19 protein-coding genes are annotated in these 15,128 nt (G+C 58.9%); 8 read left to right on the top strand and 11 right to left on the bottom strand.

Annotation, left to right across the window (positions count from 1 at the left end; translation table 11 throughout):
* Positions 1-15: 15 nt before the first annotated feature.
* The 6 genes from coq7 to ACFDAU_RS02215 all read right to left on the bottom strand — a co-directional run bounded on the left by coq7 (position 16) and on the right by ACFDAU_RS02215 (position 3,726).
* Positions 16-639 (bottom strand): 2-polyprenyl-3-methyl-6-methoxy-1,4-benzoquinone monooxygenase, encoded by a 624-nt coding sequence (coq7, locus tag ACFDAU_RS02240; protein WP_413438450.1) that lies wholly within the window; start codon positions 637-639, stop codon positions 16-18.
* On the bottom strand, positions 636-1,025 hold the full coding sequence (locus tag ACFDAU_RS02235) for a type II toxin-antitoxin system VapC family toxin (protein WP_413438449.1): 390 nt from the start codon (positions 1,023-1,025) through the stop codon (positions 636-638). Before ACFDAU_RS02235 ends, coq7 begins: the two co-directional genes overlap by 4 nt.
* Positions 1,022-1,267 (bottom strand): type II toxin-antitoxin system Phd/YefM family antitoxin, encoded by a 246-nt coding sequence (locus ACFDAU_RS02230; RefSeq protein ID WP_413438448.1) that lies wholly within the window; start codon positions 1,265-1,267, stop codon positions 1,022-1,024. Before ACFDAU_RS02230 ends, ACFDAU_RS02235 begins: the two co-directional genes overlap by 4 nt.
* Positions 1,268-1,468: 201 nt before the next feature.
* Positions 1,469-2,611, bottom strand: a complete 1,143-nt coding sequence (locus ACFDAU_RS02225) for a porin (protein WP_413438447.1) — start codon at positions 2,609-2,611, stop codon at positions 1,469-1,471.
* A gap of 114 nt (positions 2,612-2,725) precedes the next feature.
* Positions 2,726-3,085: a nucleotidyltransferase domain-containing protein gene (locus ACFDAU_RS02220; protein ID WP_413438446.1), complete on the bottom strand. Its 360-nt coding sequence runs from the start codon at positions 3,083-3,085 to the stop codon at positions 2,726-2,728.
* A gap of 392 nt (positions 3,086-3,477) precedes the next feature.
* Entirely contained in the window at positions 3,478-3,726 is a 249-nt protein-coding gene (locus ACFDAU_RS02215) for a hypothetical protein (RefSeq protein ID WP_413438445.1), read from the bottom strand.
* A 44-nt stretch (positions 3,727-3,770) separates the two neighbouring features.
* On the opposite strand from ACFDAU_RS02215, the gene ACFDAU_RS02210 reads away from it, so the two are divergent.
* Positions 3,771-5,066, top strand: a complete 1,296-nt coding sequence (locus tag ACFDAU_RS02210; RefSeq protein ID WP_413438444.1) for a murein transglycosylase A — start codon at positions 3,771-3,773, stop codon at positions 5,064-5,066.
* 39 nt (positions 5,067-5,105) lie between these two features.
* On the opposite strand, the gene ACFDAU_RS02205 is transcribed toward ACFDAU_RS02210, so the two are convergent.
* Entirely contained in the window at positions 5,106-5,822 is a 717-nt protein-coding gene (locus ACFDAU_RS02205) for an energy transducer TonB (protein WP_413438443.1), read from the bottom strand.
* A 9-nt stretch (positions 5,823-5,831) separates the two neighbouring features.
* The gene (gene apaG / locus ACFDAU_RS02200; protein WP_413438442.1) at positions 5,832-6,215 is read right to left on the bottom strand and encodes a Co2+/Mg2+ efflux protein ApaG; all 384 of its coding nucleotides are present in this window, start codon (positions 6,213-6,215) and stop codon (positions 5,832-5,834) included.
* Positions 6,216-6,310: 95 nt separating this feature from the next.
* On the opposite strand from apaG, the gene rpe reads away from it, so the two are divergent.
* The 7 genes from rpe (at position 6,311) to trpC (ending at position 12,469) form a co-directional block, all read left to right on the top strand.
* Complete coding sequence (gene rpe, locus ACFDAU_RS02195; protein ID WP_413438441.1) at positions 6,311-6,997, top strand: ribulose-phosphate 3-epimerase; 687 nt, start codon at positions 6,311-6,313, stop codon at positions 6,995-6,997.
* Between the two features lie 196 nt (positions 6,998-7,193).
* Positions 7,194-7,874: a phosphoglycolate phosphatase gene (locus ACFDAU_RS02190; RefSeq protein WP_413438440.1), complete on the top strand. Its 681-nt coding sequence runs from the start codon at positions 7,194-7,196 to the stop codon at positions 7,872-7,874.
* A 138-nt stretch (positions 7,875-8,012) separates the two neighbouring features.
* The gene (gene trpE / locus ACFDAU_RS02185; protein WP_413438439.1) at positions 8,013-9,488 is read left to right on the top strand and encodes an anthranilate synthase component I; all 1,476 of its coding nucleotides are present in this window, start codon (positions 8,013-8,015) and stop codon (positions 9,486-9,488) included.
* A 57-nt stretch (positions 9,489-9,545) separates the two neighbouring features.
* Complete coding sequence (locus tag ACFDAU_RS02180; protein ID WP_413438438.1) at positions 9,546-9,809, top strand: glutaredoxin family protein; 264 nt, start codon at positions 9,546-9,548, stop codon at positions 9,807-9,809.
* 266 nt (positions 9,810-10,075) lie between these two features.
* On the top strand, positions 10,076-10,645 hold the full coding sequence (locus ACFDAU_RS02175) for an anthranilate synthase component II (protein ID WP_413438437.1): 570 nt from the start codon (positions 10,076-10,078) through the stop codon (positions 10,643-10,645).
* Entirely contained in the window at positions 10,642-11,673 is a 1,032-nt protein-coding gene (gene trpD, locus ACFDAU_RS02170; RefSeq protein ID WP_413438436.1) for an anthranilate phosphoribosyltransferase, read from the top strand. Before ACFDAU_RS02175 ends, trpD begins: the two co-directional genes overlap by 4 nt.
* Positions 11,674-11,677: 4 nt before the next feature.
* Positions 11,678-12,469 carry an indole-3-glycerol phosphate synthase TrpC gene (gene trpC / locus ACFDAU_RS02165; RefSeq protein WP_413438435.1) on the top strand — a complete coding sequence of 264 codons (792 nt, stop codon included), beginning with the start codon at positions 11,678-11,680 and terminating at the stop codon, positions 12,467-12,469.
* On the opposite strand, the gene ACFDAU_RS02160 is transcribed toward trpC, so the two are convergent.
* From ACFDAU_RS02160 to ACFDAU_RS02150, 3 genes are read right to left on the bottom strand one after another with little or no spacing between them, the layout of a single operon-like run.
* Complete coding sequence (locus ACFDAU_RS02160; RefSeq protein WP_413438434.1) at positions 12,466-13,080, bottom strand: SAM-dependent methyltransferase; 615 nt, start codon at positions 13,078-13,080, stop codon at positions 12,466-12,468. The genes trpC and ACFDAU_RS02160 overlap by 4 nt on opposite strands.
* Positions 13,080-13,802, bottom strand: coding sequence for a DsbC family protein (locus ACFDAU_RS02155; protein WP_413438433.1), 723 nt, complete (start codon positions 13,800-13,802; stop codon positions 13,080-13,082). The genes ACFDAU_RS02160 and ACFDAU_RS02155 overlap by 1 nt, the downstream gene beginning before the upstream one ends.
* A 30-nt stretch (positions 13,803-13,832) precedes the next feature.
* Entirely contained in the window at positions 13,833-14,996 is a 1,164-nt protein-coding gene (locus ACFDAU_RS02150) for a UbiH/UbiF family hydroxylase (RefSeq protein WP_413438432.1), read from the bottom strand.
* Positions 14,997-15,128 lie beyond the last annotated feature (132 nt).

The following is a 15,128-nucleotide window of genomic DNA, read 5'->3' as shown; positions in this document are numbered from 1 at the left end:
ACGCAAAGCCGGGGATTATACCCAGTAAGCGGTTTTCGTCATGACTTTCGAAGCGAATTTCATGGCCACCTTGACCGGCGCAGGCAGTTCCTGCGCTCCGTACGTCACTGCAGTCTCGGCATGGCGCGCCTCGTCTGCCTGCATCTGTTCGACGACCGCACGGCTTTTGGCATCATCTTCCGGCAACGTTTCCAGATGACCGCCCAGATGCGCTTCCACCTGACGTTCGGTTTCAGCCAGAAAGCCGAGGCTCCACTTGTCGCCCAGCGCTCCCGCCGCCATACCCAGCGCAAGCGAGCCGACGTACCATACCGGGTTCAACAGGCTCTTGCGCCCACCCAGCGCGTGAATACGCGATTCGCACCAGGCCAAGTGCTCGGTTTCCTCGCGCGCGGCCTCCTCCAGCGCTGTCCTGGCCGCCGGGTCGCGCGCCGTCAGCGCCTGCCCCTGATACAGCGCCTGCGCGCATACTTCCCCGACGTGGTTCACCCGCATCAGCCCTGCCGCGTGTTTTTTGTCCGCCGCGGCCAGCTCCGGTTCGTTCAGATCGCGACCCGGCAACGGGCGCGCACTCTGCGCCGGCGCCAGCAGGGTACGCAGCCCCTTGTCAAATTCGATAATCAGTTTATCCAGCGTCATATCCATAGCACCTCTACAGAATATCGACGGATGATCTCATCCGCTGTCACCAAAGTCAGCCCCTCGCAACTGGCCTGGGAAATCAGCATGCGGTCAAAAGGGTCGCCATGTAAACGAGGCAACGCATCCAGGCCCCAGACATGCTCCAACCGGATGGGGAGCATGGAGAATGTTTTGTCGGGTAAATATTCCGTAACCATGCGCTGCAATGGCGTTCGTGTTTTCAGCTTGCCCAGCATGATCTTGATTTGCATTTCCCAAACACTGGCAATGCTGAGATACACCTCGTTATCCGCAGACTCACACGACTCGCGTACCGACGCTGGAAACCCTGGTGTGGCTTCGTCCAGCCACAGAAAAACATGGGTATCCAGCAGCAACTTCACAGCGGGTCATTACTCAGCCAGAAGGCGTCTTCCAGTGGTGCATCGAAATCGTCGCTGATGTAGATCATATTGTCCTTATGCAGGCCAAATGTGCGCTGTTTCGGCTTGGCTTCGATGAGCACCAAGCGCGCCACCGGCTTGTTCGCCTTCGCGATAATCACCTCATCCCCGGCCTGCACGGCGGCCAGCAATGCGGAAAGCTGCGTTTTCGCTTCGTGGATATTGACGGTCTTGATGGCCATGTCGCACCTCGTGTTAGCTAAGAATATGGCTAATAATTCTACGGGGCGCTTTGCCGTGCGTCAACCTATGAACGACTGGAGAGCCAGAGCCCAAAGGGCCTGACCCAAAAAGTGGAAATCATGGCGGCCGAATAAAAAACGGGCCACCGAAGTGACCCGTTTCTAATCTTCCGTACACCACCGGCAGAGGCCGGCAAGTGCTTAGAAGTTGTGAATCATACCCACGGAGAAGCCGCTTGGGTTATCACCCTTGATAGTGCCTGGGTTATCGCCGTGGCCGCCACCGAAGGCACTGAATTGCCCATTGGTGTCGTTGTTAGTACGGGCGTACGCAAGGTATGCAGTGGTGCGCTTGGACAGGGCGTGGTCGAAACCGATCGCATACATCTTGGCACCAGAATCACTCTGGTTACCCAAATTACCAGCTTTGTAGAACTGGGCCTTGATGGTATTGCTAGCCATCTTGTAGGCGGCACCCAAACCATAAACCTTGCGATCGTTGCCAGAAACACCTTTCAGATCGGTGCCCTTCTCGTACATACCCACCAGCTTGAAGTCACCTAGGTTGGCGCCTGCAGAGACGCGCCAATCTTTTTCGTCGCTCACGCCAGAATAGGTAACAGCATTAGTTATAGGGGTGGCAGCAACAGCCAGACCATTCTGGTTGGACAGGTTGTGTCGCTCGTAACCCAAACCAACGAAGAATGGACCAGCGTCATACATCGCACTCGCCGACAACAGGTCTACGCTCTTGTCAGTGGTCGCCCCATTAATAACAGGCGTTCCTAAAAGGCCAAAGTTCACATCCGTATTGGTGCCATACATGACATTGGCTGTAAAACCACCCAAGTTGGGCGAATTGTATTCAACGATGTTGTTGGGACGGGTGTCAAAACCCAAGCTGAAGTTACGGATATCGCCGATTTGGTTGTTGAACAGGTCAACTTTACGGCCCATCAACTTCATCGGGCTTTCGTCCTTACCCAGTTTCACAGCACCCCAGCTCTTGCCGGACAAACCAGCGTAAGCGGGGCCGTTCGCGAAGGAGTCAGTGGAAACGCCAACGTCAGAGGTACCGGTACCGCCCAAAGAAACGTAAGTCTTCAATAGCCAGATAGCGTTCAGGCCATTGCCCAGATCTTCCTTGCCGCCAAATTGGATGAAAGAAGCGTTACTGGAAACGTTGGTCTGACGGGTCATACCGTTTTTCGCAGCGTTCGCGCCATCCAGACTATCCACCGACACATGCATCTGACCGGAAATGACAACGCTGCTGTCATCGGCCATGGCCATCGGGGCTACGAAAAGACTGGCTACTGCCAGTGCGATGAGTTTCTTATCCATGCAAATCTCCTTGAGTTGAAGTGTGTATCGCATTCAGGTTTCATCCCCCCATGCGAACCCCTCTTGCGAGAAGCTGAACGCATTATGCCCAAGGGTTTTTACGCCCGGCAAGCTTTACGGGCAATTTTCCTGATTTCCATGGCACTGTGTTGTTTTTTTGCAACACGCGATTCTGGGAGGATGTTCTGAGTGGAGACCGATTGTGGAGGATGGCCTGTTGGAGTACCGGGTCGTCCAGTGTATCCAGATGGATGACGTCCAGCATATAGAGATAACAGGGCATGTTCCAGCGCCTCGATCAGATCGTACCAGCGCGGGGGTCAGAGCGGGTGCTTCAATGGCGAGATCAATGTCGGATGCTCGCCGCGCCCGGCCAGCGGCGCGCGAGCCGAATACCCAGGCGCGGCGCACTTCGGGAAAGCGGGCAAGCGTGGCCTGCAAGGTGTGGCGGTCTTGTTCGCGCAGTTCCAGCATTTCAGTCCAACGTCAGTTTTGCTACCCGCGCCGCCATGTCGTGGAGCTGGCTGGCGTAGCGCTGGCGGATGTGGGCTGCGATGGATTCGGCCACGCTTCGCGGCAAGTGTCACCCAGCCGCTATTTGCGCATGGTCCACCACACGATGCCGAGCAGCAGAGCAAGCGCTACACCCGCTTCGAATACAAACCAGGCGAGGCTAACCATTCCGTTGTCTTCCATGTTTGCGGCCTTTCTTGTTAAACGGCGATTCATCCTAAAAAAAAGCTGTCCACGAAAGGCACGAAAAGCACGAAATAAACCCATATTGAGATTAAGTCATTCATCCTATATTGAATGAACTTTTTTTCTTTCGTGCTTTTCGTGTCTTTCGTGGATAAATGTCTTTAGGTTCATTTCACCGGGGTGGGAAAATTGCGAATCAGATCGAGACGTATCCTGACGGCCTCGCCCGCTTCGTTCCGCGCCACCAACCATTCTGCTCCGTTTTCCTCGGTCACGTCCTGCGGCCATACGCGCGCCATGTAGGATTGCTGGCTGGCTTGATCATGCCAGTGCAGGTCCATCGATTCGTTGCACATTACGGCAATGACAATACGCTCAATATAAAAACGCGGCACTGCCTGGTAGGGTAAATCCATGGCTTTGTTATACTTGGGGCTGTTTACTTGTTTAATATTTTCGCATGAGACAACTCGTTCGCACAGCTTTGATATTGGCCGCGCTGATTAGCGGCGGCTGCGCCACCCAGCCTACAGCGCCGGTCACGCCACCGGTCGCCAAGCCTGCGCCCAAACCGGCGCCACCCAGCCCGCCGCAGCCAAAGCCCGCACCGGCTGTGGTATGCCCGCCGCCCACGCCGGAAACGCCGCCACCTCCCCCGGTAACCCCCAACCTGAGCGCGGCTGATTGGTCCAGCCTGCCTGGCTGGAAGGACGACAATCTGCTGGATGCATGGCCTGCGTGGTTGCAGTCGTGCACGGCGCTGAAAACCAGACCGGAATGGCAAGCCGTGTGCGCCGCATCGGAAGCGTTAAAACCCGTCGACGCTGCAACCATACGGGCATTTTTCGAAAGCCAGTTTGCACTCTACCAATCGCGCCAGGCCGACGGCAGCGAGAATGGCTTGATTACCGGCTACTATGAACCGCTGCTGCATGGCAGTCTCACCCCCAGCGCGAAGTACTCGGTTCCCTTGTACGGTCCGCCCGCCGATTTGTTGACCATTGACCTGAGCAGCGTTTATCCGCAGTTGAAACACATGCGTCTGCGCGGCCGCTTGCAGGGCAACAAAGTGGTGCCGTATCTGGATCGCGCCGCTATCGACGATGGCAGCAATCCGCTTAAAGGCAACGAACTGGTCTGGGTGGACAACCCGGTGGAAGCGTTCTTCCTGCAAATCCAGGGATCGGGGCGCATTCAACTGCCCGACGGCAGCATGATACGGGTGGGCTATGCCGACCAGAACGGCTATCCGTATCGTTCCATCGGTCGGGTACTGGCCGAGCGCGGCGAGTTGCCGCTGGCACAGACTTCGATGCAGAACATCAAGCAGTGGGGTAAAAACCATCCCGACAAGCTGCCGGAACTGCTCGCGCAAAACCCCAGCTATGTGTTTTTCCGTGAGCTGCCGAATAACGGCAGCGGCCCGCTGGGTGCGCTGGGCGTACCGATTACCGGAGGGCGCAGCATTGCCGTGGATGCCCGCGCGATCCCTCTGGGCGCGCCGGTGTGGCTGGACACCACCGTGCCCTCATCCGATCAGCCGCTGGATCGCCTGATGATGGCACAGGATACCGGCGGTGCCATACGCGGCAATGTACGGGCGGATTTTTTCTGGGGCTTTGGTAATGAGGCCGGGGCAATCGCCGGCAAGATGAAGCAGACTGGCCGGATGTGGGTATTGCTACCCAAAGACATGCCGGTGCCGAGCGAGTTACCAACACCTCTGGCTGCGAAAGCCAAAGTCGTCAAGAAATAATCACGCCAGGAGTATCAACGCTTTTCCGGATGGGCAGGCTTACCGATCCAGCTCGTAACGCACTTTAATCTGCACGAATGATTTCACCATACGACCGTCTTTCTGGGCCGGCGCGAAATGCGCATTGCGAAAAGCATCGAGCGCACTCTGGTCGAAAACACCTGGCGGGCGGGCATCGCTGACTTCGACATCCTGCACGTTGCCGCTCTCATCCAGCTTCAATTTGAGCACGACCCAGCCTGCGGTGCCGCGGGTGACTGCGTCTGGCGGGTAAACCGGGTTGATGGCGGCCAATGCACGCGGCTGAACATCCAATTGTTTGGCGGTGTAATAAGTCGGATCAATCAGTAACGGCACATTGACTGCCGGCAACGCGCTGCTGGGCTGCGGCGCAGGATTGGGGACAGTGGGCACTACCGGCGCTGCATCAGGCGCGGCGGGCGCTGGTGGCGAAGCACGCTCCTCTGGCGCAGGCGGGACGGGTTTGGGAGGCGCTTCGGGTGCTGGCTCTGGCGCCGTTTCAGGTGCTGCGGCAGGTACTGCCATTTGGGGTGGCGCCGGTATGGGCGGCGGCGCAGCGGGCTGCAGGCGCGCCTCAATCACCGGGATAGCGGCGGCTACCGGTGCCGCAACAGGATTAACGCGCAGCAGGCCGATCAGTGCCAGATGTGCAGCAATGGAGATGGACATGGCGGCCACCACGCGCTGCATGGCCGGGCTGAGTTCAGGCTCCTGAAGATCGGCTGGGCGCGGCATGCCCGTGCATCAATGCAATACGCGCGGCATGGCAAGAGTAAACACGGGAATCTCCGCGTCGAAGTGCTCGCCGTCTTCCGCCACCATCTGGTAGCTGCCGTACATGGTGCCTACCGGCGTCGTGATCGCGGTGCCGCTGGTGTATTCAAAGCTCTCGCCGGGCTTGAGCAAAGGTTGCTCGCCCACCACACCCAGACCGCGTACTTCCTGCACCTTGTTTTCAGCGTCGGTAATCACCCAGTGGCGCGAAACCAGTTGCGCCGGGATGGCGCCGGTGTTGGTGATGGTGACCGTGTAGGCAAATACATAGCGATCCATGTGCGGATCGGATTGGTCGGGAATGAATGCCGTCTCGACGACTACGGTTACGTGATTTTTTCTGCTGTCGCCCATTTGCGTGTCTGTCCTTGAACCGGTCGCGCTGTTACCCCGGCGCGATTCCGGGTAAAATTGGCTTCTTTATCCAAAGGCTTGTTGAAAGGGTCACCATGTCCAGGCAATTCCGTATCGCACCGAGCATTTTATCCGCAAACTTCGCCAAGCTGGGACAGGAAGTCACTGATGTGATCGCGTCCGGTGCGGACATCATTCACTTTGATGTGATGGATAACCATTACGTGCCCAATCTGACTATCGGTCCGCTGGTATGCGAATCGCTGCGCCCGGTGACGGATGCAATCATCGACGTACACCTGATGGTCAAGCCGGTAGACCGTATTATCCCCGATTTCGCCAAGGCCGGGGCGAACATCATCACCTTCCATCCGGAAGCGTCCGAACACATCGACCGCACCCTGTCGCTGATCAGGGAATGCGGATGCAAGGCGGGTCTGGTGTTCAACCCGGCCACTTCGTTGAGCTATCTGGACTATGTGATGGACAAGGTGGACATGATCCTGCTGATGTCGGTCAACCCCGGCTTTGGCGGACAGAAATTCATCCCGGAAACACTCAACAAGACGCGTGCCGTGCGCCAGCGTATCGACGCCTCGGGCCACGATATCTGGCTGGAAGTGGACGGCGGCGTGAAAGTCGACAACATTGCCGAAGTAGCCCGTGCGGGTGCCGACGTATTCGTGGCCGGCTCCGCCATTTTCGGCGCAGCCAAGGACAGCGACGCGCACCGCTACGATAGCGTGGTCGCGGCGATGCGCGCGGAACTGGCGAAAGTCTGACCAGGCCATTGCTGGCATGATCCGGCACACGTAAACAAGATAGACGTTCAACCTAAACCCCCAATTCAGGCCGCAGAGATCGCACGATTATCGTCAATACCGGCTTCACCCATCGGGTGAACCGGAAAATTGTGGAACACGCTTTATCTCTGTGTGCTCCGTGATCTCCGTGGCTAACTGACTTTTTTAAGACCCTATGAACTTCCCAATCAAAATCAAGGCTGTGGTGATCGACCTCGACGGCACGCTGCTCGACACCGCACCCGACCTCGCCCACGCGGCCGAATTGATGATGGCCGAACTCGGCATGCCGCCAGTGCCGCTGGCGTCCATCAAAACCTACATCGGCAACGGCGTTTCGCGCCTGGTAAAGCGCGTGCTGACCGGCAGCATGGATGCCGAACCGGATGCCGCGCTGTTTGCCCGCGCCTATCCGATTTACCAGAAGCACTATGGTGCCAATGTCTCGCTATATTCGCGCCCTTTCCCCGGCGTGGTGGAAGGCCTGCAGGCGTTGCGCGCAAGGGGCATGCATGTGGCCTGCATTACCAACAAGGCGGAAGTGTTCACGATTCCGCTGCTGCGCGATACCGGCCTGCTGGATTATTTCGAACTGGTACTGTCGGGCGATACGCTCCCCAAGCGCAAGCCCGACCCGATGCCCCTGCTGCACGCCTGCAAGCACTTTGGTGTTGAGCCCGGCGAACTGCTGCTGATCGGCGATTCGCTCAACGATACCCAGGCCGCGCGCGCCGCTGGCAGCCCGGTGTTCTGCGTGCCGTACGGCTACAACCGGGGACGGCCGGTGGCGGAACTGGATCTGGATGCAGTGGTGCCCAGCCTGCTGGAAGCCTCGAAACTGATTACCAAAACCTGAACAGCATGAATCCCTTAAACATGGAAATACATAGCGAAAAGCGCCTGTCATGGCGATGGCGCTGATACGCCAGTTTTTTGGTGGTGCGATACATTCGTGCCGTACCTCGCTATGCTTCTATGACTTAATGGTGAAATCATGACTGAACAGGAATTCAACCAACTCGCCCGCGAGGGCTATAACCGCATCCCGCTCACGCGAGAATTGCCGGCCGATCTCGACACCCCGCTATCGGTCTATCTCAAACTCGCCGACGCGCCCTACTCCTACCTGCTGGAATCGGTCGTGGGCGGGGAGCGCTTCGGGCGCTACTCGTTCATCGGCCTGCCTGCCCATACCGTGCTGCGCGTATATGGCCATCTGGTCAGCGTGGAAACCGACGGCGTCAAGGTTGAGCAGGAAGAAGTCGCCGACCCGCTGGCGTTTGTCGAACAATTTCTGGGTCGTTTCAAGGCGGCTGTCGTGCCGGGGCTGCCGCGTTTCGCGGGCGGCCTGGCGGGCTATTTCGGCTATGACACGGTGCGCTACATCGAGAAGCGCCTGCAAGCGACGCACCAGCCCGATGTGCTGCATGCCCCCGACATCCTGCTGCTGCTCACCGACGAGCTGGCGGTGGTGGACAATCTCACCGGCAAGCTGACCCTTATTGTCTATGCCGACCCGATGCAGACGGATGCATATGCCGAAGGCTACCGCCGCCTGAACCAGTTATGCGCGCAGATCAGGGCGCCATACACTGCTCCCATGCCACAAAAGGTCGGTAGCGCCGAAGCCACCTCCGAATTCGGCGAAACCGCGTTCAAGCAGGCAGTATTGCGCGCCAAGCAATATATCGTGGAAGGCGACATCATGCAGGTGGTGTTGAGCCAGCGCATGTCGCGCCCGTTCGACGCCAGCCCGCTCACGCTGTACCGTGCGTTGCGCAGCCTCAACCCGTCGCCGTACATGTTCTATTACGACATGGGCAGTTTTCACGTGGTGGGCGCGTCGCCGGAAATCCTGGTACGGCTGGAAGATGACACCGTCACCGTGCGCCCCATCGCAGGCACGCGTCCGCGCGGCGCCAATCGCGAGCACGATGCGCAACTGGCCGCCGAACTGCTCGCCGACCCCAAGGAATGCGCCGAACATTTGCAGTTGCTGGACCTGGGACGCAACGACGCGGGGCGCGTGGCGGTCACCGGCAGCATTCAGGTGACCGAGAACATGCTGATCGAGCGTTATTCGCACGTCATGCACATCGTCTCCAATGTGGAGGGCAAGCTCAAGCCGGGCCTGTCGGCGATGGACGTGCTGCGCGCCACTTTCCCCGCCGGCACCGTGTCCGGTGCGCCCAAGGTGCGTGCGATGGAAATCATCGACGAACTCGAGCCCAGCAAGCGTGGCATATATGCAGGCGCAGTAGGGTACCTCGGCTTTGGCGGCGGCATGGATCTGGCGATCGCCATCCGCACCGCAGTGGTCAAGGACGGCATGCTGTACGTGCAGGCAGGCGCAGGCATCGTGGCCGACTCGGTACCCGAAAACGAATGGACCGAAACCCAGAACAAGGCGCGCGCCGTGATCCGCGCGGCGGAACTGGCGCAGGCCGGCCTGGACGGGCTGGAAGAATAGCTGCCTGCCGGGCTGCTCAGCAGCTCAGTCCGGTGTATCGGTTTGGAGGAGAGCGCCATGCAGCAAACCGTGATTGTCTACACTGCTCCCGGTTGCCAGGATTGCGCCGCAGTCAAACAATTCCTGCACGAACGGGGTATCGCTTTTGAAGAGCGCGACATTAGCCATCCCGATGTGGCGCAGGAAGCAAAAACGCGTTATGGCGTACGGATTGCCCCGATCACGGTGATAGGCGATGCATTTTCTTACGGCACCTTCCAGGACCTGCGACCCAAGCTGGAAGCCGCATTGCAGAAACAGAAAATCAACGCGAAATCATAAGCACGGTGGCGGCCACCTCCTATCCGGACCTCTCCGGCGCAGGCCGCGAACTGCACATTTCCCGGCTACTCGGCAGCTGCAGCCTTGCCTTTGTTGCCGTGCTTTTGCAGTTCTTTTCATTTTTCTTGTCTGCACCCGGCAGGCAAGAGATAATCTCGAGTTCCCTGGTGCCGTCAGTCCGGCAAAATGCCCACGCGAATATCATCTGATATCAATCAGCGGTATTCAAATGCGGAATTCATGAACCTCGTTGAGTTGGTGACGACATGCTATTGATGATCGATAACTACGATTCCTTCACCTACAACCTGGTGCAGTATTTTGGCGAGCTGGGTGAGGACGTGCGGGTATTCCGCAACGATGAAATCGACCTCGCCGCGATTGCCGCTCTGCAGCCCGACCACATCGTGATTTCTCCCGGCCCATGCACACCCAATGAAGCAGGCGTATCCGTGCCGTTGATCAGGGAGTTTGCAGGGAAAATCCCGCTGCTCGGCGTGTGCCTCGGCCATCAGAGTATCGGCCAAGCCTTCGGTGGCAGAATAGTCCACGCCCAACAGTTGATGCACGGCAAGACCTCGATGATTCATCACAAAGATGCGGGTGTGTTTCATGGATTACCCAATCCGTTTCGCGCCACACGTTACCACTCGCTGGTGATCGAACGCGACAGCCTGCCCGACTGTCTGGAAATTACCGCCTGGACCGAGGACGGCGAGATCATGGGAGTGCGTCACAAAACCCTGCCCATCGAAGGCGTGCAGTTCCATCCCGAATCCATCCTCACTGAATACGGGCATGAGATGCTGGCGAATTTCCTGAAAGGAACCCGATGATGACGCCGCAACAGGCGCTCACCCGGCTGGTCGAGCAGCGCGAAATCTTCCACGACGAGATGCTGTCGCTGATGCGTCAGATCATGAACGGGGAACTCACTCCCATACAGATCGCCGGCATCATCACCGGCCTGCGGGTAAAGAAGGAAACCGTGGGCGAGATTGCTGCCGCGGCGCAGGTGATGCGCGAATTTGCCACCAGGGTACCGGTGCAGAACGATGTCCATCTGGTCGACACCTGCGGTACCGGGGGCGATGCTGCCCACACTTTCAATATTTCCACCACAGCCGCCTTCGTCGCGGCTGCGGCTGGCGCTCGCGTCGCCAAGCACGGCGGGCGTTCCGTCTCCTCCACCAGCGGCAGCGCCGATGTGCTGGAGGCGCTGGGCGTGAATCTCAACCTCACTCCCGGGCAGGTGGGCGAGAGCATCGACGGCATCGGCATCGGCTTCATGTTCGCGCCCAATTTTCACGGTGCCATGAAACACGCTGCCCCGGTGCGCCGCGAACTGGGCGTGCGCACCCTGTTCAACATCCTCGGCCCGCTGACCAACCCGGCAGGCGCGCCGCACCAGCTGCTGGGTGTGTTCCACCCCGACTTGGTCGGCATCCTGGTGCGTGTGCTGCAGCGCCTCGGCAGCCGCCATGTCATGGTGGTGCACGGCACCGACGGCATGGACGAAATCACGCTGAGCGGCGATACCCTGATCGGAGAATCGAGGGACGGAGAGGTCACCGAATATACGGTCCACCCGCGCGAGTTCGGGCTGGAAACCTGCGGCAGCGAAGCGCTCAAGGTCTGGGACGCTGTCCAGGCCAGGGATATGTTGCTGTCCGTGCTCGACGACCTGCCGGGTCCGGCGCGCGATATCGTGCTGCTTAACGCCGGCGCCGCCATCTACGTAGCCGACCGTGCCGCCACGCTGGGCGAGGGCATCGAACAGGCGCGCGCCGTCATCCGCAGCGGCGCGGCGCGGGACAAGCTGCAGCAGCTGGTGGCCTTCTCCAATCGCACCAGGGGAGCGTGAGGCGATGTCCGACATCCTCAACAGAATTCTGACGGTGAAGACAGCGGAAGTAGCTGCCGCCAAAGACGAAAATCCGTTCGAAGCGATACGCGCAGCTGCCGAATTCGCGGTGCCGTCGCGTGATTTCTGCGGCGCCCTGCGCGCCAGGATCGCCGCCGGCCACGCCGCGGTGATCGCCGAGATCAAGAAGGCCAGCCCCAGCAAGGGCCTGTTACGGGAAGATTTTCAGCCGGCTGACATCGCCTTGAGCTACGCGCAGCATGGCGCCGCCTGCCTGTCGGTACTCACCGACCGTGAATTTTTTCAGGGTAGCCCCGATTACCTGCGTGCCGCGCGTGATGCCTGCGACCTGCCGGTGCTGCGCAAGGATTTCATGATCGATCCTTACCAGGTGTACGAGGCGCGCGCCATGGGCGCCGACTGCATCCTGCTCATCGTGGCGGCGCTGCCGCTGGCGAAGATGCAGGAACTGGAAGCGCTGGCCCATGAACTCGGCATGGCGGTGCTGGTGGAATCGCACAACGCCACCGAACTGGAACAGGCGCTGCAACTCGCCACCCCGCTGCAAGGCATCAACAACCGCAACCTGCGCACTTTTGAAACCTCATTGCAGACCACGCTCGATCTGCTGGGTATGCTGGGTGATCAGCACATCGCCGTGACCGAGAGCGGCATCCACAGTCGCGATGATGTAGCACTGATGCGCGCACATGGCGTCAATGCATTTCTGGTAGGCGAGGCGTTCATGCGCGCCGCAGACCCGGGCGTGGAACTGGCGCGGTTGTTTGGCGATTAACTGCTTGTTGCAGGCTTATACGCCACCATATCTATCAGTGCCGACATCCCGGAATGATGACTGCCCTCGTTGATGACGTCATCGTGCTCGCACAAATGCTGTATATCCCAGTCGCCAAACCATTCGCGCAGCATCGGCTCGGTGTAAAGGTTTTCCAGCGCTGACGGCCCGCCGGTCTTGTATTCCAGCTGGCGCGGCGTATACCCCTGCAATAGCAGCAAACCGCCCGGCTTGAGCGCGCGCCGGATGCCTTCGAACTGGCATGCGCGGCCGGCCGGATCCGCGAACTGGATGAAAATGGCGACGATGACGTCGAAACGCGCATCGCCCCAATCCCACGCCAGCATGTCGGCGGTTTCAAACTGCAGCGTCACGCCGCGTTCAGCTGCCAGTTTTCTGGCCTTGGCCTGTGCCACGCCGGAGCTGTCCACTGACAGTACCTGTAAACCCTGTTGCGCCAGCCACACGCCATTGCGTCCTTCGCCGTCGGCTACAGCCAGTGCGGACTGGCCGGCATGCAGGCGCGCAGCCTGCGACGTTAAAAAAACATTGGGTGCAGTGCCGAAAATATAGCCTTCGACCGCGTAACGTTCATCCCAGAATGTCGCCATTATTTTTCCTTTCCTGCCGCATCCAGCATCTCGTTGATCTTGTCCGCCGGTACCATGCCCGGAACGCGCTGACCGTTTTCAAAAATCAGCGTGGGGGTGCCGGTGACGCGGTATTTGTTGCCGAGCGCGATATTGGACTCGACCGGATTTTTGCAGCTGCCGTTGTTTTTCGGCATCACGCCGCGCAGCATGGCATCATCCCAGGCCTTGTTGCGATCCGGTGCACACCAGATGGCTTTGGCATTGGCATTGGCATCCGGATGCAGGCTGACGATGGGATAAAGAAAAGTATAAATGGTGACATTGCTGACCTTGGTCAACTCCTGCTCCAGCTTCCTGCAATAGGGGCAATCCGGATCGGAAAAAATCGCCAGTTTACGTTTTCCGTTACCCTTTACGGTTTTGATTGCGTCAGCGAAGGGCAGGCTATCGAACTTGACGGCATTGAGCTTGTCCAGGCGCTCATTGGTCAGATTCTGGCGGGTTTTGAGGTCCACCACACTGCCCACAAACAGATAATGGGCATTTTCATCGGTATAGGCGATCTGGCCGTCAATCAGCACTTCGTACAGCCCGGAATACGGGGTTTTGGTAATACTGGCGATGGCTGCGCCGGGAAATTTTTCCAGCAGGGTTTTCTTGATGGCGGTCTCGTCCGCGTTGGCCGTACACGCCAGCACACTGGTCAGAAGTATGGTGGACAACAGAATACGTTTAAACATGTTTGCTCCAGAATTTTGAAAGTAAATGACTCAGGCCAGCGCGTGTTGTATCAGCAGGTTTTTGATCAGACCCAGCCGATTAGTGAGGTCGAGCCCGGTATTGCGCAACCGGGCCAATCCTGGTTGGGTGCTGCCAAACAGCGTATGCAGACCGTCGGTCACGCCCTGCATGGTAAGAATGTCTTCCTTGCGCGCGCGCTCGTAACGGCGCAGCAGCGGCAGTTCGCCACAGCTTGCCGCACCGCGCGCGCGCAATACGTGCGCCAGCTCGCGCGCATCGCGCAAACCCAGATTAACGCCCTGCCCGGCCAGCGGATGCACACCGTGAGCGGCATCACCGATCATTGCCAGACCGGGCTTGACCAGCGCATCCATACGGCTGAGCGCCAACGGAAAAGCAGCCGGCGCGTCCAACAAATCAAGCTTGCCCAGCGCATGGCCACCAGCCTGCGCCACACGTTCGGCCAGTTCGGCACCCGGCAATGCCAGCAAGGTCTGCGCGTGCGCTTCAGCGGTTGACCACACTATGGAAATACGTTGCCCCGGTAATGGCAGCCAGGCCAGCGCGCCGTCAGCACGGAACCACTGACGCGCGATATTGGCGTGGGAACGGCTGCATTCAAAATTGGCGACCACACCCAGCTGACCATAATCACGTCGGGTGACCCCGATATCTGCCTGCTGGCGCACCCATGAATTCCCGCCATCCGCCGCTACAATGAGCTGGCTGTGCAAAACCGAGCCGTCTGCAAACGCCAGCCGCGCTCCCGCGGCCGACCAGTCCAGTTCGACACAGCGGGCACCGGCAAACAGCGTCAGATTGGATTGCTGCTGCAATGCAGTCCACAAACCATGCTGGATGCGATTGCTCTCCATGATCCAGGCGAGTTGCGGCAAACCTGCCGCATAGGCGTCAAACTCAAGTTGAGCACCGGTGTCGCCGCAGATTTCCATGCCGTATACCGGGGCGATACGCGCCGCATCGAAACCTTGCCACACGCCCAGCTCGTCAAGAAAACGCGCACTGCCGGGGCTGATGGCGTAAATGCGCGCATCCCATTCCGGTGTCGGTACAGCCGGCGGATGCGGTTCCACCAGCGCCACCTCGAGCCCGCTTCCGTTCAGCGCAGCACTGAACGCAGCGCCGACGATGCCGGCGCCGACCACGATGACGTCGTAAATCGTGGCAGTCATCCTGGAAAAACCTGATGCAGCCACAGAGAACACAGAGGCCACAGAGCGGGTGCGTGTTTTGAAGAGGATCGTTTTTTTCCTGATAAGAGTGTCGGCAAAAACCACCCATACCTTGCTTTTTCTCGGTGGTCT

The organism is Sulfuriferula sp. GW1 (genome assembly GCF_047300855.1).
Lineage (GTDB): Bacteria > Pseudomonadota > Gammaproteobacteria > Burkholderiales > Sulfuriferulaceae > Sulfuriferula.
This window is presented reverse-complemented; position numbering and strand designations above follow the sequence as displayed.